Here is a 25,371-nt window from a genome sequence, read left to right as displayed (position 1 = left end):
TGTCGAGATGGCCGTAATGAAGAAAGTCGTATTTGTATTTGAAGATTTGCCGATCGAGAACGGTAACGGATATTCTACGTATAATCGCGCATTCATTTCATGTATCAATGATGCAGAGTATTCGGTAAGCCTTATTATCACTGGCTCTAACCATCGCTCGTATATCTACAGCCCGCAAAAGGTTTTAAACTTAAACGTTTCTTCAATTAAAGTAATCAACTCGCTGCTAAGTAGCCGCCGGCTTTGTATCCCTTCTATCAAGGGAATATTAAAACTCTTGTATCGCAAGTTTCTTAAAGGCCGCGTGAAAGTCGGTGATGACAAACTGGTTAAGATAGGCCGCTGGCTTACCGGTCGTGAGCGCGCCGCTGTTTCAAATGAAATACTGAAAATAAAGCCCGATGTCGTATTCGTTGATACCATCTTTAGGTCTTTTGATTTTAAAACCTTGGCACCGGGTTGCAAGACTGTATTGATCGGGCACGATGTGTTTTTTGAACGCTGTGCCTCAATGATTTCAACCGGGCTGACGCCTTCGCCCATGATCACGCAAGAGTTGGAAATCGGTGTCATCAGCCAATATGATGATGTCATCGCGATCACAGACCACGACGGGGCTATTTACCAAAGCAACCATATAAAGAATGTACATGTGCTTGCATCGCCTATCAGCAAAAGAGCGTCTGTTCCGGCAAAGTCTCAAACAAAAGATTTATTCTATCTTGGCAGCCGGGCTCACCATAATGTCAGTGGACTGTTATGGTTCTTGAATGAAGTCTGGCCATCTATCCTGGCTACTGACCCGCAAGTCACACTCTATGTCGTAGGCAGCGTATGCGAGCTCATACCCAAGACCTTCAGCAATGTTAAATTGCTAGGTATGCTGGATGACTTTACCCAAATCTGTGATGTTTCTGCAGTAGCGATCAACCCTGTGCTGAGCGGTAGTGGACTGAAAATCAAGACACTGGATTACCTGGCGAATGGCTTGCCATGTATCACCACCGAGCTAGGTGCGGAAGGGTTCAGGATGGGCAGTGAAGATGGCCCTATATTGATTGCAAACAATGCTGAGGACTTTTCCAGAATTATATTGTCTCTAATACACGATGGTGAAAAGCTAAGTTTGTTATCGACGGAAGCGCTTAAGCTAGCTGATCACTTTTCTTTCGATGGATTCAAAGAAAGGTTAGGGAAAATCCTGTGATAGCCAAGCCGTTTTACCTCAAAGTAAGTTTTTTATTCACCCAGGCGCTTTTTCTTGTGCTTTGCCTTCATTCAGTGCAGTCACTGGCGAATGATGTGCAAGAGGAGCTTTATTCCACAGTCTTCCATGGCGTACGCTTGCCTGAAGAACACTGGCCTGAAGCAAAGTCCAAAGTCACTAGCGGGGAGTGGAAGACCTGGTACGAAAAAACCAAGAAAGATGTAGATTACTGGATCAGGAACTCAACTGAACAACACGCTTCGACAGTAGGTTGGGCGCACGATTACATTGACGTCAAAACCGGCAAGTTTCTATACTGGAACCCCACCTCCAAGGCACCAACCAACGCTTCAGACAAGATCGTGAATGCCTGGCGTTACCATGTACGTACCTACAACATTCAGATGATGCTTGATGCAGCAAAGCTGTATCGCCTGACTGGCGATGACACGTATCAAAAATGGGTATTGGATCAATTAAAGAAATACAGCGAAAGCTACACCCAGCTACCGTTAAATACATGGAATGGCAGCGCCCAGCTATTTAATCAATCACTGGACGAAGCGGTCAATGTTTTTCCACTGTTAGAGGCTTTAAGGATTTTGGGCGACCAAGTCAACGCGGCTGATCGCAAAAGTATTCATGAAAACCTGTTTGTGCCTATGTCTGTCAATCTGACCAAAGCCTACAAAGGGCTGAACAATATCTCGGTATGGCAAGCATCTGCGATCACAGCGATAGGCCTGGAGTTCTCCAATGACAGTCTGCTGGATTATGGGCTGAAGTCGCCACATGGCGTCGTTGAGCTTTTTAATCGCTGCGTCAATGAGAATTTCTGGAACGAGCTTTCATTCCAGTATCAAGACTATGTAGTGAAGGCAGTAAGCGAGTTGATATATGCTGCAAAAATAAGAAATATTTCAAACCCGGAGATCGACAATCTGGCGGTCAAAAATTTCAAATTAATGATTTCTCCGGCGCTTGTTGGTTTTAAAAATGATGAAGCACCTATGCTTAACGACAGTCAGGGTAAACGAAAGGCACCGAACTACTCGCTTTGGGCATCGCTATTCCGCATCTATCCCACCTATTGGGGATCTGCGCTCAATAAAGACACCAAAAGTTGGGATGTCCTGATAGATACACCACCAGCAGCATCGGAGCCGGTGACATTGCCCACACCAAAATCCACGGATCTTGGCGGATTACTAGCGGCTCAACTGGTGGATGGCGATTGGCATATCCTGGAACGCTATGGCCAATACAGCAGCTTTCACGCACATCAGGATGCCTTGTCTTATGATCTGCAATATAAGGACGACTGGGTCTTTAAAGATCTAGGGACTGTAGGTTATGGCGCGCCTTTGCACACGAACTTCTTCAAGAGAGCGCATTCTTCAAATGCACCTATCGTGGATTATGACGGCCAGTCACCATGGCCATCACGTGCAAAAACGACTAACGTGTCTATTGCAGACAAGTCATCAGAAATCTTTTTTGAGAATTATCGAAAAAATGTAAATTTAACGCGTACACTAAAGATAGAAAACGACAGTGTCAGCGATAAGATCCGCTTTGAATCAGGCCAGCCGCACACTTATGGCGTTGTTTACAACACCGCCTGCGAAGTCGTGCCCAACTCAGGTTTGAAAGAAGCAGTAGAAAACAGGGATCTATCTCAAGGGCCATTCAAATACTGGAAAGTCTCTCATGTCTACCAGCTTGATCAGCCTGCAGACCTGACGCTGAATTGTAACAATAGCCGTTTTTCATTGAAATTCTCTTCAGCCAACCTGAAACGCCTGGTGATCGCTAAAACACCGGACACTCAAGGCAGTGAGCGAAATGGGATTTATATTGAAACATCCTCGACCCAAACAACCGATTTAACCATCACCTTAAGTATTAAAAAATAGAATCTGTTTTAAGGACACATTAATTATGAAGAAAGTTGTAGCCGTAGCTTCAGGCGGCGGTCACTGGGTGCAGTTACTCAGGATCAGACCGGCGTTTGAAGGGATGTCCGTTCAATTCATCTCCACCAATGCAGGATACGCCTCCCAGGTCGACCAGCCCTTACATGTGGTGACTGATGCAAACATGTGGGAAAAGCTGAAGCTGGTTAAAATGTTCTTCGAGGTCGCTTATATTATTTTTAAAGTGAAACCTGACTTCGTCATCACGACCGGGGCGGCTCCAGGCTACGCTGCCATCATGTTTGGCAAGCTGTTGGGGGCCAAAACCATTTGGATCGATAGTGTGGCTAACTCTGAAACATTATCAAGTTCTGGCAAGCGCGCCAAAAGATGGGCGGATGTATGGTTAACGCAGTGGCCTCATCTGGTAGATGAAGCGAATGGTTTGAAAACCTGGGGTAGCGTTTTATGATATTCGTAACAGTAGGCACACAACTTCCCTTTGATAGATTAATTAAAACTGTAGATACATGGAATGCAGCAAAAGAGGTAGAACTGTATTTACAAGTAGGTCCATCAGAATATCAACCGCAAAATGCAGAGTTTTCTGCGTTTCTCGAGCCAGCTAAGGCTGATCAACTATTCAAACAGGCTGAGATCATTATTTCTCATGCCGGAATGGGATCGATACTGACGGCATTACGCTATCAAAAACCCATCATCATCATGCCGAGGTTGGCTGCCCAGGGCGAACACCGTAACGACCATCAGCTGGCGACATGCAAGTGGCTAGGTAACAAGACTGGTATCCATGTCGCACAGAACGAGACGGAATTACTCGCGTTTCTCAAGGATTACCAGTCTTTAAAAGGCGGTGACGGAATCAGTAATTTCGCATCGCCAGAGTTGATTGATAATCTAAAAACTTATTTTAGTGCATAAAAGAAAATACGCTCAAAACAGCACAAACACTCAATTTAGATCATTGGTGTCTATCAGATTTCTATAGTTTTAAAGGATGTTGTATGAAAATTGCAATTGCTGGTACAGGCTATGTGGGCCTTTCGTTGGCAGTTTTACTCGCTCAAAAAAATGAGGTGGTCGCTCTGGATATTATTCCGGAGAAAGTCGCGATGCTTAATCAAAAGAAATCTCCGATTTCTGATCATGAAATCGAGAACTTTCTAAGCAACAAACAGCTGAATTTCAAAGCCACCACCGATAAGAATGAGGCTTATAAAGATGCCGAGTTTGTGGTGATCGCGACCCCGACAGATTACGATGCTGAGACTAACTACTTTAATACCAGGTCTGTAGAGGCGGTGATCAAGGATGTGATGGCGATCAACCCGAATGCAGTGATGGTCATCAAGTCCACCATCCCGGTGGGTTACACTGAAAAAATCAGCGCTGAACTCAAGTGCAATAACCTGATCTTCTCTCCTGAGTTCTTGCGCGAAGGTAAAGCGCTCTACGACAACCTGTATCCATCCCGTATCGTGGTTGGCGAGGTGTCAGAAAGGGCGCAAAAATTTGCCAATTTGCTGAAAGACAGTTGCCTTAAGCCAGAGGTTGCCGTGCTGCTGACGAATAGCTCTGAGGCCGAAGCTATCAAACTGTTCGCCAATACCTTTCTTGCAATGCGAGTGGCCTATTTCAATGAGCTGGATACTTATGCCGAAACACATGGCTTAAATACACGCCAGATCATTGAGGGGGTTTGCATGGACCCACGTATCGGCAATCACTACAATAATCCATCATTCGGCTACGGTGGCTATTGCCTGCCCAAAGATACTAAACAGTTGCTGGCGAACTATTCTCAAGTGCCACAAAATCTGATCAATGCCATCGTTGATGCGAACACAACGCGCAAAGATTTTGTTGCCATGAGTATCATCAAAAAAGAACCCAAGGTGGTTGGTATTTACCGGCTGATCATGAAAGCCGGTTCAGACAATTTCAGAGCATCTTCCATCCAGGGGATTATGAAACGCATCAAGGCGCGTGGTATTCAGGTTGTCGTTTATGAGCCTGCTCTGACTGAGCCGGAGTTCTTTAATTCGACTGTGATGCGGGATCTGGATGAGTTTAAGAAAATATCAGACGTGATCATTTCAAACCGGCACGCTGCAGAACTTGATGACGTGCTAACCAAAGTCTATTCGAGAGATTTGTTCGGTTCAGATTGATAAAGAATTACGATATTGGTATTTAAATGACAAATGATTTAATCAAGCAATCTAAAAGAGGTGTTTTCACCCTAATTTCAGGTCAGTTCTTTCGATTTCTTGTTCAGATAGCAGCCATAGTCATCATGTCCAGATTGCTTTCTGCGGATGACTATGGCTTGACTGCGATTGTGCTTTCGGTAGTGGGGATAGGCGAGATATTCCGTGACTTTGGCTTGTCCTCGGCTGCGATCCAGGCCGAAAGTTTATCGCAAGCAGAAAAAAGCAATCTTTTCTGGTTGAACACACTGATAGGCTTGATACTTTCGGTCGTGCTATTTTTTTCCAGCTGGCTGATCGCGGATTTCTTTCATGATGATCGTTTAATACCGATCTCTCAGGTCCTGGCAGTTGTTTTTGTCATCAATGGTATAGCGACACAATTTAAAGCGGGCTTGAATCGTGACTTGAAATTAAAAGAAATCACCGTCAGCGAATCAGTCGCGCAATTCATTAGTACAGTAGCTGCCATTGCCCTGGCCGCTTACGGCATCGGCTACTGGGCCGTGGTGTACCAGCAAGTGATCAACTACTTGCTGGTGCTTGTACTTTTTGCGTTTTATCATGGCTGGATGCCGAGTCTGCCATGCTTCAAAACAAACGTGACTCACTTTTCGAAGTTTGGGTTAAACATGTTAGGCGCGCAGCTACTGAGCCAGGTGATCCGATCTGCAGACACATTTATTATCGGCAAGTTTTTTGGTACCGATGTACTGGGGATTTATAACAGGGCACAGCAGATAGTGCTCATTTCGCTCAACCGTATCAACTCGCCTTCCACAACGCTAGCGCTGCCTGTTCTGTCACGGTTAAAGAATAATAATATCGAATATTATAAATTTCTTAACTATGGCCAATCGGTACTGTTACAGGCGGTATCGTTTACGTTTTCAATGCTGGCGATCAATGCTAAATGGATAGTACTGGTCGTTTTAGGGGCAAAGTGGGATTCTGCGGTTTATATTGTTCAGGCATTGTGTGTGGTTGCAATCATTCAAGTTGCGTCTTACTCGCACTTTTGGATATGCCTGTCAAAAAACTTGATGGGTAAACGGTTTTTGTTCTCTATTTATACCTTGCCGGTATTCGTTACTTTTATTCTGATAGGTGCTGCCTTGGGCTCGCTGGAAACGACACTGATCGGTTTGGGATTAAGCAATTTGTTATTGTGGCTGTTCTCTATTGTTTTCTTGAGAAAGAACGGCATTGAAACCAATGAAATCACGCATTCTCCGTATGTGATTTGTTTCTTTTACATGACTGCGATTCTGAGTCTGATGGCGATCGGTCACTATCTGAACGTTAACACTGTCATCAAGCATGTTATTTTGAATCTGCTGTTAATCTCTGCGGTTGTTTCCATGTATGTATTTTCTGATGCGTTCAGAATGTCCATAAAAAACATCATTAATTTAAAAGCCAAGGCACGATAATCAACGAGCGAACATGCAAGAAAATACCGTTGTTATCGATGCCCAGATCCATAAGCTTGAAGAAATACTGGGCTTATTTGTCAATAGTGGCGATCACTACGCGTTAATAGACTTTCCTGACCATTCGAATGTAGGGGATAGCGCCATATGGTTAGGGGAGGTCATTTTATTAAAACGTTTGACCGGGAATCTCCCCAGCTATGTTTCAGACTTGCATAGCTTTGATGCTGATGAACTGCTAGCTAAACTACCAGAGGGCGTCATCTTCATTCATGGAGGGGGAAACTTTGGTGACCTTTGGCCGCAACATCAGGTTTTTAGAGAAAATATAGTATCCTTATTTCCTGATAGAAGAATTATTCAGCTACCCCAGTCTATTCATTTTTTAGATTCAAATAATCTTCATAGAGCGGTAAAGATTTTTAACCATCATCCAGACTTTCATCTGCTGGTTCGTGATCAGAAAAGTTATGATTTTGCGGCACTCAACTTCAAATCCAGCCTGATACTATCCCCGGATTGTGCGTTTGGTCTGGGTGTTCAGGCCAGGCTCAGAACCGATTCCCGGCATCTGTATCTGCTTAGGACTGACGATGAGAAAAATCAAAGTTACTCATGGAATGAGTTAATGCTGGACAATAAACACTCTGTGACTTGCGATTGGTTAGATGACGGCAAGTTTTTTAAATGGAAAGCTGCTGCACTGGCAGTCATTGACGGTATAACGACTTGTTTTAAGCTGGGTTTCAAGTTTCACTATTTTCAAGCCAAGGCAAAAATTAGAGTGAAACGTGGATTAAGGATACTATCCAAAGGGCAGGTGGTCATTACAGACCGCCTGCATGCTCACATCCTGTCCGTATTATTAAATACACCGCATTACGTATTGGATAATAGTTACGGGAAAATAAGTGCGTATATAGAATGTTGGACTAAGGATTACCCCTTGCTTAAGCAAATACATTCCTTAGCCGAGATCAAAGCGCAGATGCAAAATAAAGAGTGATGGATTTAACTGTTATTGGAAACATGCAATCATGAAAGTTCTTGTTGTAGGTGGTGCAGGCTATATAGGCTCCCATATGGTAAAAATGCTGCTGGGTGCAGGGCATGAGGTGATCACCCTGGACAATCTGTCTAATGGGCATCGCGATGCAGTGCTAGGTGGTACTTTTATTGAAGGTGACCTGGCTGACACCAGATGTCTAGCCCAGCTGTTCGAGCAACATCGTCCTGAAGCGGTGATGCATTTTGCTTCTTACATACAAGTGGGTGAGTCGGTACGCAAACCTGATATTTATTATCAGAACAATGTGAGCAACACATTGAATCTGCTGGATGCCATGCTGAAGTTTGATGTGAAGAAGTTTATTTTCTCATCGACAGCTGCGGTGTTCGGTGAGCCGGATTATGTGCCTATCGATGAGAAGCACCCGCACAGGCCCATGAATCCCTACGGGCGCTCAAAATGGATCATGGAACAGATACTGGCTGATTATGATCAGGCTTTTGATTTCCGTTCTGTCTGTTTGCGCTATTTCAATGCGGCCGGTGCCGATCCAGAAGGGCAGTTGGGGGAGCGGCATGATCCGGAAACGCATCTGATCCCGCTGGTGTTACAAGTGGCCTCTGGACGACGCGCTGACATTCAAGTGTTTGGCAGCGATTACGATACGCCGGATGGTACTTGTGTACGCGACTACATCCATATCACTGATTTATGCTCTGCACATTTAGCGGCCCTGGAATACTTGAACAAAGGTGGCGAAAGCGACCGTTTTAATCTGGGTAACGGGGTAGGCTTCTCGGTACAGGAAATCATTGATACAGCAAGAAAAGTGTCCGGAAACGAGATCACTGTATTGACTGCCGCGCGGCGTGACGGCGATCCGGCCCGCTTGGTCGCAGACTCGAAACGCGCAAAGTCGGTTCTGAACTGGACTCCCCAATACACAGAGCTAGAAACGATAGTTTCACATGCCTGGCAATGGGAAATGAAGCATTAAAATTATTTTAACCGCCATGCGTGTTTGTGCATGGCTTTGGATGCTGATGTAAATAATGTCACTGTGCTCATGTCGAATAAGCCAGTTTGAATAATTATTCTTCTGCATTCACCTTTTTTGTATATCTTCAGGAAGTCTTGTGATTCAAATGAAAAAAGTCGGAATATTAACCCTGCCCTTGAATGATAATTATGGAGGTCTTTTACAAGCAGTCGCGCTATCCGGTTTTCTTTCTCTGCAGGGTTTCGAAGTCGTATTTCTGAGAAATGAATATTTCAAGAACAAATGGAAATCATTGGTATGGTCTGCCATCGCAAGAGTCCCTTTCCAGAATGTGAATGGGGCAAGATACGCCCATAAGAAAAGGCTGCTGCATAAAGCTTTTATCAAAGACTATATTCCGCGGCGCACGCGCACCCTGAGATCCATCGAGGATTTTAAGAGTGTCGTTAAACAGGAAAAACTGGATGCGGTCATTGTGGGTAGTGATCAGGTCTGGCGCTGGGATTACATCCTGGATGGATTTGAAAGATATTTCCTGAGTTTTGTTGATGGCAGTAAAACACGCAAGGTTTCTTACGCGGCATCATTCGGCAAACCTCAGTGGCAGGCAGCTGAAAAGATGGATCAGGTATCCAGCCTGCTGGCCGACTTCCATGCAGTTTCAGCGAGGGAGTCTGATGGGGTGACCATCTGCCAGGAGCTTGGAAGAAAAGATTGCCAGCTGGTAATAGACCCGACGCTGCTGGTGAACAGGCATTTTTATGATCAGTTCTTAGTCAAACCAAAGCATACTTCTCAGCAGAAAACCTTGCTCACCTATGTGCTGGATGAGCAGGGCAAGAAAAAAGAGTTTATTGATGCAGTCTCTGCCAATTTAGGCGAAGATTATGTGACCAAATCTCTTGGTCTGCAGTCGAATATGACGGCACCAGAGTGGGTGACTGCCTTTCACGATGCCGATTACGTGATCACTGACTCTTTTCATGGCATGGCATTCTCTATCATGTTTAATAAGCCATTTATCGTTATCGGGAATAGCCATAGAGGCGTGAGTCGATTCACCTCCTTGCTACAACAACTCGATCTTTTGTCCAGAATGGTAGATGAGACTAGCCTGGATAATTACTCAGTAAAAGAGTTAGTTAGCCATAAAGTTGATTACAATGAAATAAATACTAAATTGCAATTGCTTAGGGAAAAGTCGTCCAACTTTTTGATTAACGCTTTAGAAGTAACGCCTTGAATGGTTACCTCTGATATTCAAAAACTGAATGCGACATGTTTGCATTTTCAATAGAAGCAGAATTCGCAATATGAATATAACTAACCTAAATGAAAACTCAATCTCCCGCACGCAGCCATTCACTATCGTTAATGTGGCTCAGCAGGGCTTATGCGTAGGATGCGGCGCTTGTGCGGTTGTCGATCAGAATGTAAAGCTGGTTAGAAACAAATTGGGTGCAATGGTCGCTGATTTTTCATCGGTGGCTGATTTAGCCAACAGCCCATCCGACTTGGTATGTCCATTTTCGGATAATAGTCAAAATGAGAATTTTATAGGCGACCTGATCTATAAAGAGTCAGAGCACTATGACCAGAGGGTAGGCTATTACTCAACGATATATTCCGGGCGCAGGGTCAGTGAAGATACCTTGCTGAACAGCAGCTCTGGCGGTTTGACCAGCTTGGTTGCGACAGAGTTACTAAAACAGGGGCATGTAGATGGCATTATTCATGTAGGAAAAAATCAATCCGCAGACAATGATGCGCTGTTTTCCTTTGTAGTATCCTATTCTGAGGCCGAGGCTGATAAACATAAGAAATCACAATATTATTCCTTAAGCTTTGATGCTGTGCTTAAGCAGGTGAGAGGTGATGGCAAGAGATATGTTTTTGTGGGGGTGCCATGTTTTATCAAGGCATTACGCAATATCGCCTTACATGACGAGGTGCTTGCCAAACAGATCACCTTCACGCTGGGTCTGGTATGTGGTCACTTAAAGTCTTCAGCGTTCGCTGAATTGCTGTCATGGCAATTGGGGGTCAAGCCTGAGGCGCTCCAGGCTGTTGATTTCAGAAAAAAGAACAAAAGCTCAACAGTCAATGCCTATGATTTCATGGCGACTGACCATGCCGGGAATAGTTACTCAAAAACCTCGGCCAGAATGTTTGGTGGTGGATGGGGTTATGCAACCTTCCAATTGGAAGCTTGTGATTATTGCGATGATATTTTTGCCGAAACCGCCGATGCTGTGTTTGGCGATGCTTGGCTGCCACAATTCAATACCTACTGGCAGGGAACCAATATTGTTTTAGTGAGAAACAAGGTCATAGACAGCATTTTGAACAAGTCAAAGATATCCAGGCAAATCGTGCTCGAAAACCTGACACTTGATGATCTTTGTCTATCCCAGCAAGGAAACTTCCGCCATCGCAGAGAAGGCCTGGCTGTGCGTTTGAATGACGATGTACATGCCGGAAAGCCTATTCCGCGCAAGAGAGTGGATTTAGATACAATCAAAACCATCGCCAAGAAAAGAATCGCACTAGTGCGCTTGCGCAGGACGATGGCACGTGAAAGCCATGCTTTTTTCTACGAGGCTAAAAAGCTGGGTGATTTGAATTACTTTATTAGCAAAATGACGCCATTAAAAGACCAAATGGATCGTTTTTATAAACCGAATCTGATTATCCGCGCTTACCGTAAAGCTAAAAGAATACTTGGTATTTAGAGCATATCGCGCTCACGCAAGTTATAGTTATTCATAGACTACGAAATGATCGCCCCGGCTTATTGATAGCCGGTGCATGAATAGTTTTGTGGTTGGCAATATTTCAAGCTTATTATTTAATTAAAATGGTGTTTCAAATGAAAGTTATCCCGGTAGTTCTTTCAGGTGGCTCTGGTACCCGTTTGTGGCCACTTTCGCGCGCTGTACTCCCCAAGCAGTTATTGCCTTTGGTGACTGATAGCACCATGCTGCAGGAAACATTGACCAGGCTATCCAGCTGGGCAGATGTAGCTGACCCTATCGTGGTCTGTGGCAATGACCATCGGTTTCTTGTGGCTGAGCAGTTGCGCCAGATCAATTTAAACCCTGAAGCTATTGTGCTGGAACCTATCGCGCGTAACACTGCGCCGGCGATCGCAGCGGCAGCCATCAGCCTGAAAGATAAAGACGTGCTGATGCTGGTGTTGCCAGCCGATCATGTGATCACGGATGTGGCTGCTTTTGAGGCAGCGGTGCGTAGCGCCAGTGTAGCGGCAGAGCAGGGCAAGCTGGTCACTTTCGGCATAGCACCTACGCATGCGGAGACTGGCTATGGCTACATTCAATCCGGCAATGCTTTAAATAGCGCTGCAGGTGCTTTTGAAGTGGCCAGGTTTGTAGAGAAACCGAATGCCGAGACTGCCCAACAATATGTGGATGCCGGTAATTTCTACTGGAATAGCGGCATGTTCCTGTTTAAACCGGCGGTATTCCTGAGTGAGCTGGAGCAGTATGCGCCCGCCATGCTGAGTGCCGTTTCAGAAGCAGTGGCGCAAAGCTACAAGGACCTGGATTTTGTGCGTTTGCATGAAGCTTCATTTGCCGCTTCTCCTTCGGATTCTATCGATTATGCGGTGATGGAAAAAACCAAACTGGCGGCGATAGTGCCGGCCAGCATGGGCTGGAATGATGTGGGTTCTTGGACGGCATTGAAAGAAGTGCAGGCTAATGATGCCGATGGCAATGCCACACGCGGTGATGTTTTCCTGAAGGATGTAAAAAATACCTTGGTCCGTGCTGAAAGCCGTTTTGTGGCAGCGGTGGGCGTAGATGATTTGCTGATCGTGGAAACGGGTGATGCGGTTTTGGTTGCACACCGGGATAGGGCACAGGATGTTAAAAGCATCGTCGACCATCTCAAAGCCAGCGGCCGTTCCGAACACCAGATGCATCCACGTGTGTACCGCCCCTGGGGTTGGTACGAAAGTATCGACATGGGCGAGCGTTTCCAGGTGAAACGCATCATGGTCAAGCCGGGCGAAAGACTGTCGCTGCAGATGCATCATCATAGAGCCGAGCATTGGGTGGTGGTCAGCGGCTCTGCCATGATCACAGTGGATGATGTGAGCAAGCTGTATACCGAGAATGAATCGACTTATATCCCTATTGGTTCCACGCACAGGCTGGAAAACCCGGGCAAACTGCCTTTGCATCTGATAGAAGTGCAGTCAGGCAGCTATCTGGGCGAGGATGACATCGTCCGTTACGAAGATACCTATGGCCGTAGTTAAGGTGGCCGATATGCCGGTATTACAAACTGTGATGCAGCAGAGCGGGGTGGCATTTGGCACCAGCGGTGCGCGTGGCCTGGTGGTGGCCATGACCGATGAAGTGTGTGCTGCTTATACTGAAGCTTTTATCAAGACAGTGCAAAACGCATTTAGCTTTAAACAGGTAGCCATCGCGGTAGACCTGCGCCCGAGTAGCCCGCGCATTGCCGAAGCCTGTGCAAAAATGCTGCGTCAGCTGGGGCTTGAAGTGATCTTCTGTGGTGCTATCCCCACACCTGCCTTGGCCCTGTTTGCCCAGACACGCAGCGTGCCGGGCATCATGGTCACTGGTAGTCATATCCCTTTTGACCGCAACGGCCTCAAGTTTTACCGGCCGGATGGCGAGATCACCAAGTCTGATGAAGCCGCCATGCTGGCCAGTGAACTGCAGCCATTATCCGCAACGGCCAGCAGTTTGCCTGAAGAAAACCCTGTGGCCAGGGCCGAGTATATTCAGCGCTATAAGGATTTACTCGGTGATCAGGCGCTCGCGGGCTTAAAGCTGGCTATCTACCAGCACTCAAGTGTGGCGCGTGATGTATTGCATAGTCTGTTGGGTGATCTGGGCGCTGAAGTCGTCTGCCTGGAACGCTCGGATATCTTTGTGCCTATCGATACCGAAGCTGTTTCGGCGGAAGATACACAACGCGGCCTGGATTGGGCGGCGCAATATCAGGTAGATGCGATCATTTCTACCGATGGTGATGGTGACCGGCCGCTGATCAGTGATGAACAGGGTCACTGGTTGCGCGGTGATATTGTCGGTTTACTCACCGCGCAGGCACTGCAGGTCTCCCATCTGGCGGTACCTGTGAGCTGTAATACCGCGATCGAAGCCAGTGGCTTTTTTCACAAAGTAGCGCGCACCCGTATAGGTTCCCCCTTTGTGATCGCCGGCATGGAAGCCTTGCAAAAAGAGGGGGCGCCCAGCGTGGCCGGGTTTGAGGCGAATGGTGGTTTTCTATTGGGTAGCCGTATAGCAAACGCACCGACACTACAGCCATTGCCAACGCGAGATGCAGTATTGCCAGTGGTGACGCTGCTGGCGCAGGTAAAAGCGCAGGGCAAACCGCTGTCACAACTGGTGGCAGCTTTACCGCAGCGTTTTACCGCCAGTGACCGCCTGCAGGATTTCCCAACCGAGAAAAGCAAGGCATTGCTATCAGGCTGGACTGCCCAGCCTGCGGACATGTTGAAATCCCTGCAGCTTGCAGAGCAGTTGTCGCATATAGACAGTACTGATGGTTTAAGGGCCACCCTGCAATCCGGCCGCGTGGTGCATTTACGGCCTTCCGGCAATGCGCCCGAGTTCAGGTGCTATGTGGAAGAAAACAGCCAATCAGCGGCACACTCATTACTCACGCATGTGATGACGCAGCTTAAGCAGTTCGCATAAGCCAGGCTTTAAGGCAGATTCAGATTCACGGTCTATATTCATACTAAAATTGTCGTTATCGCAAAAACGTTCTAATATGCCTTTTTGCTATCTGAACACTAAAAAAAGGTTATTGATTAAATGATTTTTGTTACTGGGGGCGCCGGTTTTATCGGCAGTAATTTTGTATTGGATTGGCTGGCACAGTCGGATGAGCCTGTGGTGAACCTGGACAAGCTGACTTATGCAGGCAATCTGGATAACCTGTCCTCTGTTAAAGATGACCCACGCCATATTTTTGTGCAAGGTGATATTGGCGACTTTGAACTGGTCAGGCGCTTGCTGGCTGAATATCAGCCCAGGGCGGTATTGAATTTTGCTGCAGAGTCGCATGTGGACCGCTCTATTCATGGCCCGGAAGACTTTATTCAAACCAATGTGGTCGGCACCTTTCATCTGCTTGAGGCGGTGCGCGCTTACTGGGCTGGCCTGCAAGGCGATGCAAAAGCTGACTTCAGGTTGCTGCATGTGTCTACTGACGAAGTTTATGGCTCTTTAGAAAAAACCGATCCGCCTTTTAACGAAAACAACCGTTACGAGCCCAACAGCCCGTACTCTGCGTCCAAGGCCGCTTCTGATCATCTGGTCAGAGCTTATCACCACACCTATGGCTTGCCGGTACTGACCACTAATTGCTCGAATAACTATGGCCCCTACCATTTCCCGGAAAAGCTGATCCCGCTGGTGATACACAATGCCCTGCAAGGCAAGCCGTTGCCGATTTATGGTGATGGGCAGCAGATCAGGGACTGGCTGTATGTCAAAGACCACTGTACGGCGATCCGTCGTGTATTGGCTGCCGGGCAACTGGGTGAAACCTATAATGTGGGCGGCTGGAACGAGAAACCTAACATTGACGTGGTGAATACCATCTGCACGATATTGGATGAGCTGAAACCACGTGCGGATGGCGTGTCCTTCAATACGCAGATCACCTATGTCAAAGACCGTCCTGGCCATGACAGGCGCTATGCGATCGATGCCACCCGGCTGGAAAAAGAGCTGGGCTGGAAACCGGCAGAAACCTTTGAAAGCGGCATCCGCAAAACAGTGCAGTGGTACCTGGATAACCCCGCCTGGGTAGAAAACATCACCAGCGGCCAGTACCGGCAGTGGGTAGAAAAGCAGTATCAATGAAATTGCTGCTGACAGGATGCAACGGCCAGGTAGGCTTTGAACTGCAACGCAGCCTGGCGCCTGTGGCCGAAGTGATCGCCATAGGCAGATCTGACTGTGATCTGGCCGATGCGTCTGCGCTACGGGCACTCATTCAAGAGATAAAACCAGATGGCATCATCAACCCTGCGGCTTACACCGCAGTGGATAAGGCCGAGTCAGATGCCGAGCTTGCCCGAAAAATCAACGTTGATGCGCCACGCATCATGGGTGAAGAAGCCTCTAAACTTGGCGCCTTCGTATTTCATTATTCAACGGACTACGTCTTTGAAGGTGTGGGCGAACAGTTTTATCGAGAGACTGATGCGACAAATCCGCAGAATGTCTACGGCCACAGCAAAATGGAAGGCGAACAGGCTTTATTAAACGCATGCCCACGCAGCCTGATCATGAGGACCAGCTGGGTGGTAGGCGCACATGGCGGCAATTTTGCCAAGACTATGATAAGGCTGGCCAGCGAGCGGGATAGTTTGAGTGTGGTGGCTGACCAGTTTGGCGCACCGACCTCTGCGGCGCTGCTGGCTGATGTGACTGCGCAGCTGATCGCGCGCATCAAAAGCCAGGGTGGGGCAACATTCCCTTATGGCTTGTATCATGTAGCCGCTTCCGGGGTGACCAGCTGGCATGAATATGCCCGCTTTGTGATCGCGCAAGCGATCAGCGCCGGCAAACCGATCAAAGTAAGCCCGGCCATGGTGAAACCCATCAGCAGCGCGGATTACCCGGTGCCGGCAAAACGTCCGGCTAACTCCAGGCTGGATACCACATTGTTCCAGAACACATTTGATTTGCGCCTTCCTGACTGGAAGCAGGGCGTGGCGCATGTGTTACAGCAAATTTTATAAGGCGTACTTTTTAAGGCGTACGTTACAAGGTGAACTATGGCAAAAAATAGAAAAGGCATTATTCTGGCAGGGGGCTCCGGCACACGCCTGTATCCGGCCACCCAGGCAGTTTCCAAGCAATTGATCCCGGTGTATGACAAGCCCATGGTCTATTACCCGCTGACGACGCTCATGTTGTCAGGGGTTGAAGATATTCTGCTGATCTCTACGCCGCAAGACACGCCCAGATTCGAACAGTTGCTGGGCGATGGTTCACAGTGGGGTATCAATATCCAGTATGCTGTGCAGCCTTCACCAGATGGGCTGGCCCAGGCATTTATCATAGGCCGGTCTTTTATCGCCAACTCGCCGAGCGCGCTGGTACTGGGCGACAATATCTTTTATGGACATGACCTGGCGACCACGCTGCAGCAGGCCAATGAAACGCAAACTGGAGCGACCGTATTTGCTTACCCGGTCAACGATCCTGAGCGTTACGGCGTGGTTGAGTTTGACCCACAGGGCAAAGCCATCAGTCTGGAAGAAAAACCAGCGCAGCCTAAATCACGTTATGCCGTGACCGGTCTGTATTTTTACGATAACCAGGTCAGTGATATTGCCAGCAACCTGAAACCCTCGCCCAGAGGCGAGCTGGAAATCACCGATGTGAACAAGCATTACCTTGCCCAGCAGCAGCTGAATGTCGAAGTCATGGGCCGTGGTCACGCCTGGCTGGATACCGGCACCCACGAATCATTGCTGGAAGCCTCGCTGTTTATTCAAACCATAGAAAATCGTCAGGGCCTGAAGATCGCCTGCCCGGAAGAGATCGCATTCCGCATGGGGTACATCACGGCCGAAGCATTGCTTAAGCAGGCCGAGCTGTACAAGAAAAACAGTTATGGACAGTATTTGCTACAGATTGTGAATGAGAAGGTATTTTAGTGATTGCGCATCAGACTACACTCGCCGATGTTTTAGTGTTCGAGCCAAAAGTATTTGGCGATGACCGGGGCTTTTTCTATGAAAGCTTCAACGAAAATGTGTTTGCCGAAGCGACCGGGTTACGCCCACGCTTCGTCCAGGACAACCATTCAAAATCGGCAAAGAACGTGTTACGCGGCCTGCATTATCAGATACAACAACCGCAGGGCAAACTGGTGCGCGTGACACTGGGGGCGGTATTTGATGTCGCGGTGGATCTGCGCGCAAACTCGCCCACCTTCGGCCAGTGGGTCGGTGAGGTGCTGAGCCAGGAAAATAAAAAAATGCTGTGGGTGCCAGAAGGATTCGCGCATGGTTTCCTGGTTTTATCGGAGAGTGCGGAGTTTTTGTACAAAACAACAGACTTTTATGCCCCGCAACATGAGCGCTGCATCGTCTGGAACGATCCCACCCTGGATATCGCGTGGCCGATCGAGACTGCACCCGCATTATCTGCCAAGGACGCTCAGGGCAGTCATTTTATAGACGCCGAAAAGTTCAGTGCGCTTTGATCGCGAATTAAGCGCTTGAAATCATTTACATTTATGCTTCAATAAAAAGCGTTTTTTGTCACTTATTTGACACAATGCTTTGCTATTTTGTATGAAAATAGATAATATGCGATGCAATAGATTGGTGCATTTGGTGCATATTGGTTAGATTTTTGGTGCAATACACGCAGCACCTGTATTTATGACCGCAACATGTACAACAAAATCAAAGGCTTACAATCAATTTAATTCTGGACTGGTTTTTGCTTTAATAGAACAGAATTGAATTGGCAGCCGCTAGCCCGTATGGGCTATATAAAAATAAAGCCAGTAAATAATAAAATAGTAGTTAATAAAAACTTTGAGGAGAAAGCCATGTTCAAGCAATGGTTAAAAATAGCACTCATTCCAGCTTTTGCTTTCGCTGGTACTTCTTATGCCGCTTCACCTTTAAACTACGGTCTCAATGAAGAGAGAATCACGGTTAGTCGTGGAACGTCTGATCTTGGTTCGTTTAGTTTTGAAGAGATATTCACTCTGGACTTGAGTGAAGCAAAATACATCACTGCGACAGTCACTGAAGACAAAAGATTTTCCTATTACAACATTGACGACAACTCACTGAGTCTTGGTCTCTACTTTGAAAACCAGCTCATTGACCTCAATGACAATACCTTTTATGCGCCAGGCGCGTATGAAATAAGAGTGCGTGGCATTGCAACAGGATCTGCCGGTGGGCAATTCTTTTTGAATGTCAACGTTGCAACTACTCCTGTACCTGAGCCAAGTTCAGGTATGGTCATGCTATTAGGTATTGGTTTACTTGGTGTTGTATCAATTCGCAAGTCGAAGTCTTTGTAAAATAAAATTTTGTATTTTTTAAACTTAAGGAGAAGATATGAAAATATCTAAATTTGCAGGCGCAGTTGCTTTTGCTTCAGCACTAGCTTTTTCAGGCGTAGCGTCAGCTACAGCTACAACAACCACCTTTAGTGGTTATGATCGTCCTTTTTCAACAGAATCTAGAACAGAAAAAATTGATATTTCTTTCTCAGGTGGCAGCTTCAATCTGACTGGTATCCTGGATCCAATTCTGTCTACTTTGAATGGTGCTAACACTGGCTTGTTCTTGGGCGCTTCCTTATACAATGGTCTGGATGCAGATGCATTGTTTACCTGGGCACCAGAGGGTTTGAATTTAGCTAGATTTACATTCAGTGCTACAAACCTGGCAGCTGGTGATTACACTCTGAAATTCAATTTGCTGGGTGGTGGTTTTTACACTGGTAGCTATACAATTACAGCAGTTACAGCTGTTCCTGAACCAGAAACCAATGCTTTGATGTTAGTTGGCTTGGGCATGATCGGTTTGATCGCTCGCAGAAAATACTCTTAATTTTCTAAGCTTTAAAAAAAGCCGCTATGCATATGCATAGCGGCTTTTTTGTTTATGGCGCTGTGTTTATTGCAGTGGTTTATTTGCAGTGCGCTACGATGCGTTGCGCGGCCGCGAGGGTCTCTTGCGGTGAGGCGACCAATGCCATGCGGATAAAGCCTTTGCCAGGATTGATATTGTGCGCTTCTCTGGCCAGGAAAGAACCAGGCAAGACCGTGATATTTAAATCCCTGTAGAGTCGTATGGCGACGGCGGTGTCATCCTGTTGTGTATCTATCCACAGGTAGAACGCGGCGTCAGGCAGTCGTGTCTGTGGCCAGACCTGCTTCAGCAACGGTGTGACAGTGTTGAATTTCTCGCTATACAAGCTTCTATTGTCGATCACATGCGTTTCGTCATTCCAGGCAGCGATACTGGCCGCTTGCACGGCAGGGTTCATGGCGCAGCCATGGTAGGTGCGGTATAGCGCGAATTTTTCTATGATGGCTGCATCACCCGCCACAAAGCCCGAGCGCATGCCGGGCACATTTGAACGCTTGGATAATGAGCTGAACATCACCAGGCGGCTAAAATCCCTCCCCAATTGATGTGCTGCCTGCAGCGCACCCACTGGCGGGCTGGCTTCATCGAAGTAGATCTCCGAATAACACTCATCCGAAGCAATGACAAATCCATACTGGTCTGATAATTCAAACAGGGTCTTCCAGGCCTGCAGATCCATGACCTTGCCAGATGGGTTGCCAGGGCTACACACGAATACCAATTGTGTACGTTTGAGTATCTCCACCGGCACCTGTGACAAATCCATGCCATAGTCATTTTCTGCTGTGGTGTTGATAAAGTAGGGCGCTGCACCTGCCAGAAAAGCGGCACCCTCATAAATCTGGTAGAAAGGGTTAGGCGAAATGACCACCGGTTGTTGCGACACACTGGTGTCTACCACTGCTTGCGCAAAAGCAAATAAGGCTTCGCGGCTGCCGTTGACCGGCAGAATAGCTGTTTCAGTATTGAGCGCAGGGATCTGATAGCGCCGTTGCAGCCATTGATTAATGGCTACACGCAAGGCCGGTATACCGATTGTGGTAGGATAGCTGGCCAGCCCGCCCAGATTAGCCCTCAGGGCTTCGCTAATGATTTCCGGCGTTGCATGCTTGGGCTCGCCTATGGATAAATTGACCGGCGCAAAGCCAGGATCAGGGGTGATGCCTGCAAACAAGTCACGCAAGCGCTGAAAAGGGTAAGGCTGGAGTAAATTTAAATGTGGATTCATAGGGTCGTATTATAAGTGAGCCTTGCGCATAAACAAAAAGCCCATCAGCAAAAATATTTTGCCCTGGCAGCACTGATCTACGGTGCCATCAGCTGGGGGCTTATCTGGTACCCCTATCGATTACTCAACGACAGTGGCCTTGCCGGCGTGCAATCCAGCGTATTGAGTTACTCACTGGCATTACTGATAGGCGGGGTCTTATTCTGGCGTCGCTACCCAGCGATCGCCACAGTCCCGGCATCGGCTTACTGGCTAAGCCTGGTGGCCGGCTGGACCAACCTGGCTTATGTGCTTGCCATCATTGATGGCGAAGTCATGCGCGTCATGCTGTTGTTTTACCTGTCACCACTATGGACCTTGCTACTGGCAAGAATATGGCTGCATGAGCGCTGGCAGCGGCCGCAGTTGCTGGCCATAGCTTTATCCCTGATAGGGGCAGAACTGATGCTGACAGATGGCCGTTGGGGGCTGCCGTGGCCGCAGTCAACCTCGGACTGGCTGGCACTTTCCGCTGGCATTGGCTTTTCGATCACCAATGTCATTACGCGCTTTTCCACCCACCTCAGCGTTGCTGCCAAATCCGTGCTGGTCTGGCTGGGGGTGTTTTCTTTATCGGTCATGGTCCTGCTGTGGCAGGAAGGCGTGGCTGGCTTTAGCATGCTGGGCACGGTCAACTTACCTGAGATGGGCCTGTTGCTCATTATCGCGCTGATGATCACTTCTGCGACCTTGCTGGTGCAATATGGCGTCACCAAGATACCGGCTATCCAGGCTTCAGTGTTATTTATGTTTGAACTGATCGTGGCGGCGGTGGCGGCCTATTTTCTGGCTAATGAAGCTATGTCAGTGATAGAAATGGCAGGCGGTCTGTGTATCGTCGCTGCCGGCTTATTGTCGGTCTGGTACAGCAGCGACTAAGGCGCTACTGCAGCAGTTGGTGATAGACCTGCTCAAGATGACGGCAAAAGCTTGACGGATCAAATAGCACCCTGGCCTGTAGTTGTACTTTTGTTTTAAGCGCCTGCATAGCCACTGCATCATTTGCCAGCGCGATAGCCCGCTTTTCCAGCTGCGCCCAATCAGCACAGATACATTCAGCCAGACCACTGCCATGCAAAAGGCTGGCGCTGACGCGGGCGGCAAAAGTCTCTCCGGCGACCGTCAACAGGGGGATACCCAGCCACAAGGCGTCGCTGGCGGTGGTATGTGCATTGTAAGGGCTGGTATCCAGCATCAGGTCTGCATGTTGCTGCCTGGCGATATGCTGATCCACACTGGTGCGCGGTGCAAATATCAGCCGTTCTGGCAGCACGCCAGCCAGCTGTGCCGCCTGTTGAAGATGGCTGGTGGCCCATGGATTACACGCTTGCAACCACAACACACTTTCCGGCACTTGCTGCAAGAGTCGCATCCAGCAGGCAAACACCTCGGCTGTGATTTTAAAACTCTGGTTAAAACTGCAAAACACAAAGCCTTGTTCGGGTAAACCGTGCTGCGCTCGCGTGCCTGCCCCGGCTTGCGGGCGTTGCGCATTATTTGGCTGGTAGCAAGGCAAAGTGACAGACCGCTCGGCAAAATCGCCTTGGCTGATGGTCTCATCGATCAGGATGACATCGAACAGCGCCTGGCCATTCAGCTTGCCCATACTGCCCGGATAACCCAGCCAGTTGATATGGCAGCGTGCCGGGCGGTAAGCCGCAACACCACTGCGGCTATTCTGTGTGAACCCGGTCAGGTCTATCAGGCAATCTATATCCGCTGCCCGCATATGGGCAGCGACTTCTGCATCATTCAGGCCAGCGATCTCGACCCAGTGGTCTGCGGCTGCGATAAATGCCGCCCGCTCACTTGAAGCATCGTCTCTGGCCTGGCTATATAAACTCACTTCAAAATGGTCGCGGTCATGGCTGGCGATCACATCGGTGACCAGGTAAGCCAGTGGATGTCTGCGGAAATCTGCCGAAAGATAGGCCAGGCGTATCTTCTGGCCTGGGCCACGCACCGCTGGCGCCGCCAGTGGCTGAATATGCCCGTAATGTTGCTGTGCCCACAAACTCGCACATTGCAATTGTTCTGCATCGCTGGTGCCAGGCATGGCCAGAAACGCAAATGGCGGGATCTGTGCTTGTGGCTGCTGCTTTAATGCCATGCGTACTTCAGCTATCGCCTGATCCAGGCCTTGCCAGTCGGCCATATGCTGCTTCTGGTGTATCCAGTGCACTTTAGCATGCAGTAACTGCGGATCATGTTTCAGCGCCTGCGCATAAGCGGCCACTGCCAGCGCCAGCTGACCTGTTTCGCGGTAGGCATTGCCCAGGTTGTTATGTGCATCGGCATCTGCCGGGTTCAGGGCCAGTGCCTGCTGGTAATGCGTGATAGACTCGCTATGCAGCCCCAGCTTGCGCAGGCTGTTTGCCAGGTTGAAGTGCACATCAGCCTGTTGCTGGTCCTGTTGCAATGACTGCCGAAAATGATCGGCGGCCAGTGCTTCATCGCCGCGCTGGCTGGCGGCATTACCCAGCTGCATTAAGATCTGCGGGTGACCAGGGGCCAATTGCAAGGCCTGGGCAAAGGACTGGTAAGCAGCTTCGGCTTGTTTGAGTGTCAGGTAGCTGCGCCCCAACTCGTAATGCAGGGCAGGGTCCTGTGGCGCTCGCGCCAATTGCTGCTGCAACTGCCTGATCGCTGGCGTCATGCTGCCACCTGGTCTTTAAACGGCTGTAAAAGCTGCTTCCAGCCCAGTTGCCTGAACAAATGGCGTTGTGGATGCAGCCCTGCCCAGAAGCTCTCTTCTGTCAGTTGCGGCAAGTGCAGATCAAAATCTCGCAACAGGCGCCTGGCCAACACAGCGGCGCAATAAGGCGCGGTCATCAGGCCTTTGCTGCCATGCGCGACATGTACGTATAGCCCTTGTGCGGCTGGCAAATCAGAAAAATCAGGGCTGGCACTTGAAGTCAGGTCGGCGGTTGGCAGCAATGGTCCGACATAGGGTAAATAATCCGGCGAGCCACAGCGGCTTGAAGCCCGGGCATAAGTCACTTCGGCCGACCCGGCCTGGTCAAACTGCGGGCTTAAACTGCGTAGCATATTCAAATTTGACTGATTGTCCTCATCACGTAACGCAATATCGGCATCGCCTGCTGCAAATGTGGCCCCCATGGCATGCGCACCATCATGCAAAGGGGTAAGGTAGCCCTCACCACATAAAATCGTTCTCAGGGGCTGCATGGCAGCTTGCGTGGCTATCATACCCATCTGCCCGCGTACCGGGTTCAGCCACATGCCGCTGTCTGGCAGCAAGGTCGCGGCATCTGCTGCATTGGCGACTATCACTGCAGCAAACCCGACATGGTTTTGCGTAGCAGACTGCAACTGCCACGCATTATCCTGCCTGGCCAAGCTATGGATCTCCTGCTGCAGATGCACATGTATATTTGCATGCGCAAGCATAGTCCGGCAGGCCTCGCCGGGGTTCACCCAGGCGGCCTCGGCAAAATACAGGCAGTCTGAGGTCAGGCTCACACCCGCCAATGCGCTGGCCTGTGCTGCATCCACCTGTGTTAACAGGCCGAGTGCACCGTAACGCGCCGCTACTTTTTGCACGCGCTTCTGTTCGCGGGCACTGCTGCCAGATTGCAACAATCCGCAGGTTTTAAAAGCATCCTGATTCAAGCCCAGATTGGCATAATGGCGCAGACTAAAGCTGTAGCTGCGCAAGGCCAGCTGGTCATTCATTGGTTTTTCGGCGTTCAAGCGTGGGTAGAGCATGCCGCGCGGGTTGCCTGAAGCGCCGTTAGCGATCTGGTCTGCCCGGTCGAACACATGGACTTCGCAGCCAGATGCCGCCAAAAACCAGGCACTACTGCTGCCGGCGATACCGGCGCCTATCACCGCCACTTTGGGCAGTGCCGGCTGCTGCCGGGTTTGTGCCGATTGCCACACCCCGGCCAGCATGTCGCGTTTGGCACCATAGCCGGTTTTCTTTTCAACCAGGAATCCGGCAGCCTGCAAACCACGCCGCACAAAGCCGGCACTGGTGAAGGTGGCAAAAGTCGTGGCCGGGCGCGAACACCTGGCCATGCAATCAAATAACGCTGACTGCCACATTTGAGGATTTTTGGAGGGCGCAAAGCCATCCAGGAACCAGGCATCTGCCATCACATCCAGTTCAGGCAATACTAGCTCCGCGTCTGCGATATACAAGGTCAGACTGGCCGAGAAAGCGGGTAATTGCAGCTGATTGATACCAGGCTGCAACAAGCGATACTGCTGGCACAAGGCCTGGCTCAGCTCGGTCAATTCCGGGAAATGCGCGTGCGCCTGCTGTAGATCCTGCAGGGTAAAGGGCGCGATCTCGATACTGACAAAATGTAAATGGGCGCCAGCCGGCGCATATTGCCGCCATAGCTGCAGGGTGGCCAGAAAATTCAGTCCGCTGCCGAAACCGGTTTCAACGATGACAAAGTGACTGGGTTTATCCACAGCAAGCTGCTGCCAGCGTTGCTGCAAAGCGTTATGTTGCAGAAACACATGGCGGGTCTCGGCCAGCCCATGCTGGGGATGCTCAGCGCTGGCAGAAAAATAAACATCATCGAATTGAGTGGAGTAGGGCAGACCCTCGCGCCACTCCAACACTGCGTGGGTAGTCATAGGCTGGCAATTTTATCATGCCCTGACG

At 48.8% G+C, this 25,371-nt stretch carries 22 protein-coding genes; 19 read left to right on the top strand and 3 right to left on the bottom strand.

Going from position 1 to position 25,371, the window contains the following annotated elements:
- Positions 1–16 precede the first annotated feature (16 nt).
- From ACT6RZ_RS11790 to ACT6RZ_RS11705, 18 genes are all read left to right on the top strand, one after another.
- The gene (locus ACT6RZ_RS11790) at positions 17–1,207 is read left to right on the top strand and encodes a glycosyltransferase (RefSeq protein WP_444702294.1); all 1,191 of its coding nucleotides are present in this window, start codon (positions 17–19) and stop codon (positions 1,205–1,207) included.
- Complete coding sequence (locus tag ACT6RZ_RS11785) at positions 1,204–3,123, top strand: heparinase II/III domain-containing protein (protein ID WP_444702293.1); 1,920 nt, start codon at positions 1,204–1,206, stop codon at positions 3,121–3,123. Before ACT6RZ_RS11790 ends, ACT6RZ_RS11785 begins: the two co-directional genes overlap by 4 nt.
- Before the next feature lie 25 nt (positions 3,124–3,148).
- Positions 3,149–3,595, top strand: a complete 447-nt coding sequence (locus tag ACT6RZ_RS11780; protein WP_444702292.1) for a hypothetical protein — start codon at positions 3,149–3,151, stop codon at positions 3,593–3,595.
- Positions 3,592–4,065, top strand: coding sequence for a glycosyltransferase (locus ACT6RZ_RS11775; protein ID WP_444702291.1), 474 nt, complete (start codon positions 3,592–3,594; stop codon positions 4,063–4,065). The genes ACT6RZ_RS11780 and ACT6RZ_RS11775 overlap by 4 nt, the downstream gene beginning before the upstream one ends.
- A gap of 83 nt (positions 4,066–4,148) precedes the next feature.
- The gene (locus tag ACT6RZ_RS11770; protein ID WP_444702290.1) at positions 4,149–5,315 is read left to right on the top strand and encodes a nucleotide sugar dehydrogenase; all 1,167 of its coding nucleotides are present in this window, start codon (positions 4,149–4,151) and stop codon (positions 5,313–5,315) included.
- A gap of 26 nt (positions 5,316–5,341) precedes the next feature.
- Positions 5,342–6,787, top strand: a complete 1,446-nt coding sequence (locus tag ACT6RZ_RS11765) for a lipopolysaccharide biosynthesis protein (RefSeq protein WP_444702289.1) — start codon at positions 5,342–5,344, stop codon at positions 6,785–6,787.
- Between the two features lie 13 nt (positions 6,788–6,800).
- A complete protein-coding gene (locus ACT6RZ_RS11760) occupies positions 6,801–7,793 on the top strand; it encodes a polysaccharide pyruvyl transferase family protein (RefSeq protein ID WP_444702288.1) in 993 nt (330 codons plus the stop codon).
- 31 nt (positions 7,794–7,824) lie between these two features.
- Positions 7,825–8,793, top strand: coding sequence for a UDP-glucose 4-epimerase GalE (gene galE / locus ACT6RZ_RS11755; protein ID WP_444702287.1), 969 nt, complete (start codon positions 7,825–7,827; stop codon positions 8,791–8,793).
- A 148-nt stretch (positions 8,794–8,941) separates the two neighbouring features.
- Positions 8,942–10,039: a polysaccharide pyruvyl transferase family protein gene (locus tag ACT6RZ_RS11750; RefSeq protein ID WP_444702286.1), complete on the top strand. Its 1,098-nt coding sequence runs from the start codon at positions 8,942–8,944 to the stop codon at positions 10,037–10,039.
- A 70-nt stretch (positions 10,040–10,109) separates the two neighbouring features.
- Positions 10,110–11,528, top strand: coding sequence for a Coenzyme F420 hydrogenase/dehydrogenase, beta subunit C-terminal domain (locus ACT6RZ_RS11745; protein WP_444702285.1), 1,419 nt, complete (start codon positions 10,110–10,112; stop codon positions 11,526–11,528).
- A gap of 137 nt (positions 11,529–11,665) precedes the next feature.
- The gene (locus ACT6RZ_RS11740; RefSeq protein ID WP_444702284.1) at positions 11,666–13,078 is read left to right on the top strand and encodes a mannose-1-phosphate guanylyltransferase/mannose-6-phosphate isomerase; all 1,413 of its coding nucleotides are present in this window, start codon (positions 11,666–11,668) and stop codon (positions 13,076–13,078) included.
- Positions 13,065–14,513 carry a phosphomannomutase gene (locus ACT6RZ_RS11735; protein WP_444702283.1) on the top strand — a complete coding sequence of 483 codons (1,449 nt, stop codon included), beginning with the start codon at positions 13,065–13,067 and terminating at the stop codon, positions 14,511–14,513. Before ACT6RZ_RS11740 ends, ACT6RZ_RS11735 begins: the two co-directional genes overlap by 14 nt.
- A 120-nt stretch (positions 14,514–14,633) precedes the next feature.
- Positions 14,634–15,689, top strand: a complete 1,056-nt coding sequence (gene rfbB, locus ACT6RZ_RS11730; protein ID WP_444702282.1) for a dTDP-glucose 4,6-dehydratase — start codon at positions 14,634–14,636, stop codon at positions 15,687–15,689.
- On the top strand, positions 15,686–16,573 hold the full coding sequence (rfbD, locus tag ACT6RZ_RS11725; RefSeq protein WP_444702281.1) for a dTDP-4-dehydrorhamnose reductase: 888 nt from the start codon (positions 15,686–15,688) through the stop codon (positions 16,571–16,573). Before rfbB ends, rfbD begins: the two co-directional genes overlap by 4 nt.
- A gap of 36 nt (positions 16,574–16,609) precedes the next feature.
- The gene (gene rfbA, locus ACT6RZ_RS11720) at positions 16,610–17,497 is read left to right on the top strand and encodes a glucose-1-phosphate thymidylyltransferase RfbA (RefSeq protein ID WP_444702280.1); all 888 of its coding nucleotides are present in this window, start codon (positions 16,610–16,612) and stop codon (positions 17,495–17,497) included.
- Positions 17,491–18,048, top strand: a complete 558-nt coding sequence (rfbC, locus tag ACT6RZ_RS11715; protein WP_444702331.1) for a dTDP-4-dehydrorhamnose 3,5-epimerase — start codon at positions 17,491–17,493, stop codon at positions 18,046–18,048. The genes rfbA and rfbC overlap by 7 nt, the downstream gene beginning before the upstream one ends.
- Positions 18,049–18,309: 261 nt before the next feature.
- Positions 18,310–18,888 carry an FxDxF family PEP-CTERM protein gene (locus ACT6RZ_RS11710; RefSeq protein ID WP_444702279.1) on the top strand — a complete coding sequence of 193 codons (579 nt, stop codon included), beginning with the start codon at positions 18,310–18,312 and terminating at the stop codon, positions 18,886–18,888.
- Between the two features lie 37 nt (positions 18,889–18,925).
- Positions 18,926–19,423, top strand: a complete 498-nt coding sequence (locus tag ACT6RZ_RS11705) for an FxDxF family PEP-CTERM protein (protein ID WP_444702278.1) — start codon at positions 18,926–18,928, stop codon at positions 19,421–19,423.
- 79 nt (positions 19,424–19,502) lie between these two features.
- Here ACT6RZ_RS11705 and dapC read toward each other — a convergent pair whose 3' ends face one another.
- A complete protein-coding gene (dapC, locus tag ACT6RZ_RS11700) occupies positions 19,503–20,693 on the bottom strand; it encodes a succinyldiaminopimelate transaminase (RefSeq protein WP_444702277.1) in 1,191 nt (396 codons plus the stop codon).
- A 15-nt stretch (positions 20,694–20,708) separates the two neighbouring features.
- Between dapC and ACT6RZ_RS11695 the strand changes: the two genes are divergently transcribed.
- On the top strand, positions 20,709–21,611 hold the full coding sequence (locus ACT6RZ_RS11695) for a DMT family transporter (RefSeq protein ID WP_444702276.1): 903 nt from the start codon (positions 20,709–20,711) through the stop codon (positions 21,609–21,611).
- Between the two features lie 4 nt (positions 21,612–21,615).
- Here the strand turns inward: ACT6RZ_RS11695 and ACT6RZ_RS11690 are convergent, their stop codons facing one another.
- Both ACT6RZ_RS11690 and mnmC read right to left on the bottom strand, forming a co-directional pair.
- Complete coding sequence (locus ACT6RZ_RS11690; protein ID WP_444702275.1) at positions 21,616–23,388, bottom strand: O-linked N-acetylglucosamine transferase, SPINDLY family protein; 1,773 nt, start codon at positions 23,386–23,388, stop codon at positions 21,616–21,618.
- Positions 23,385–25,343, bottom strand: a complete 1,959-nt coding sequence (mnmC, locus tag ACT6RZ_RS11685; protein WP_444702274.1) for a bifunctional tRNA (5-methylaminomethyl-2-thiouridine)(34)-methyltransferase MnmD/FAD-dependent 5-carboxymethylaminomethyl-2-thiouridine(34) oxidoreductase MnmC — start codon at positions 25,341–25,343, stop codon at positions 23,385–23,387. Before mnmC ends, ACT6RZ_RS11690 begins: the two co-directional genes overlap by 4 nt.
- Between the last annotated feature and the right edge of the window lie 28 nt (positions 25,344–25,371).

Source organism: Methylophilus sp. (genome assembly GCF_052437885.1).
In the GTDB taxonomy this organism is placed as follows: domain Bacteria; phylum Pseudomonadota; class Gammaproteobacteria; order Burkholderiales; family Methylophilaceae; genus Methylophilus.
The sequence above is the reverse complement of the archived record's forward strand: the minus strand, read 5'-3'. Positions and strand labels throughout refer to the sequence as shown.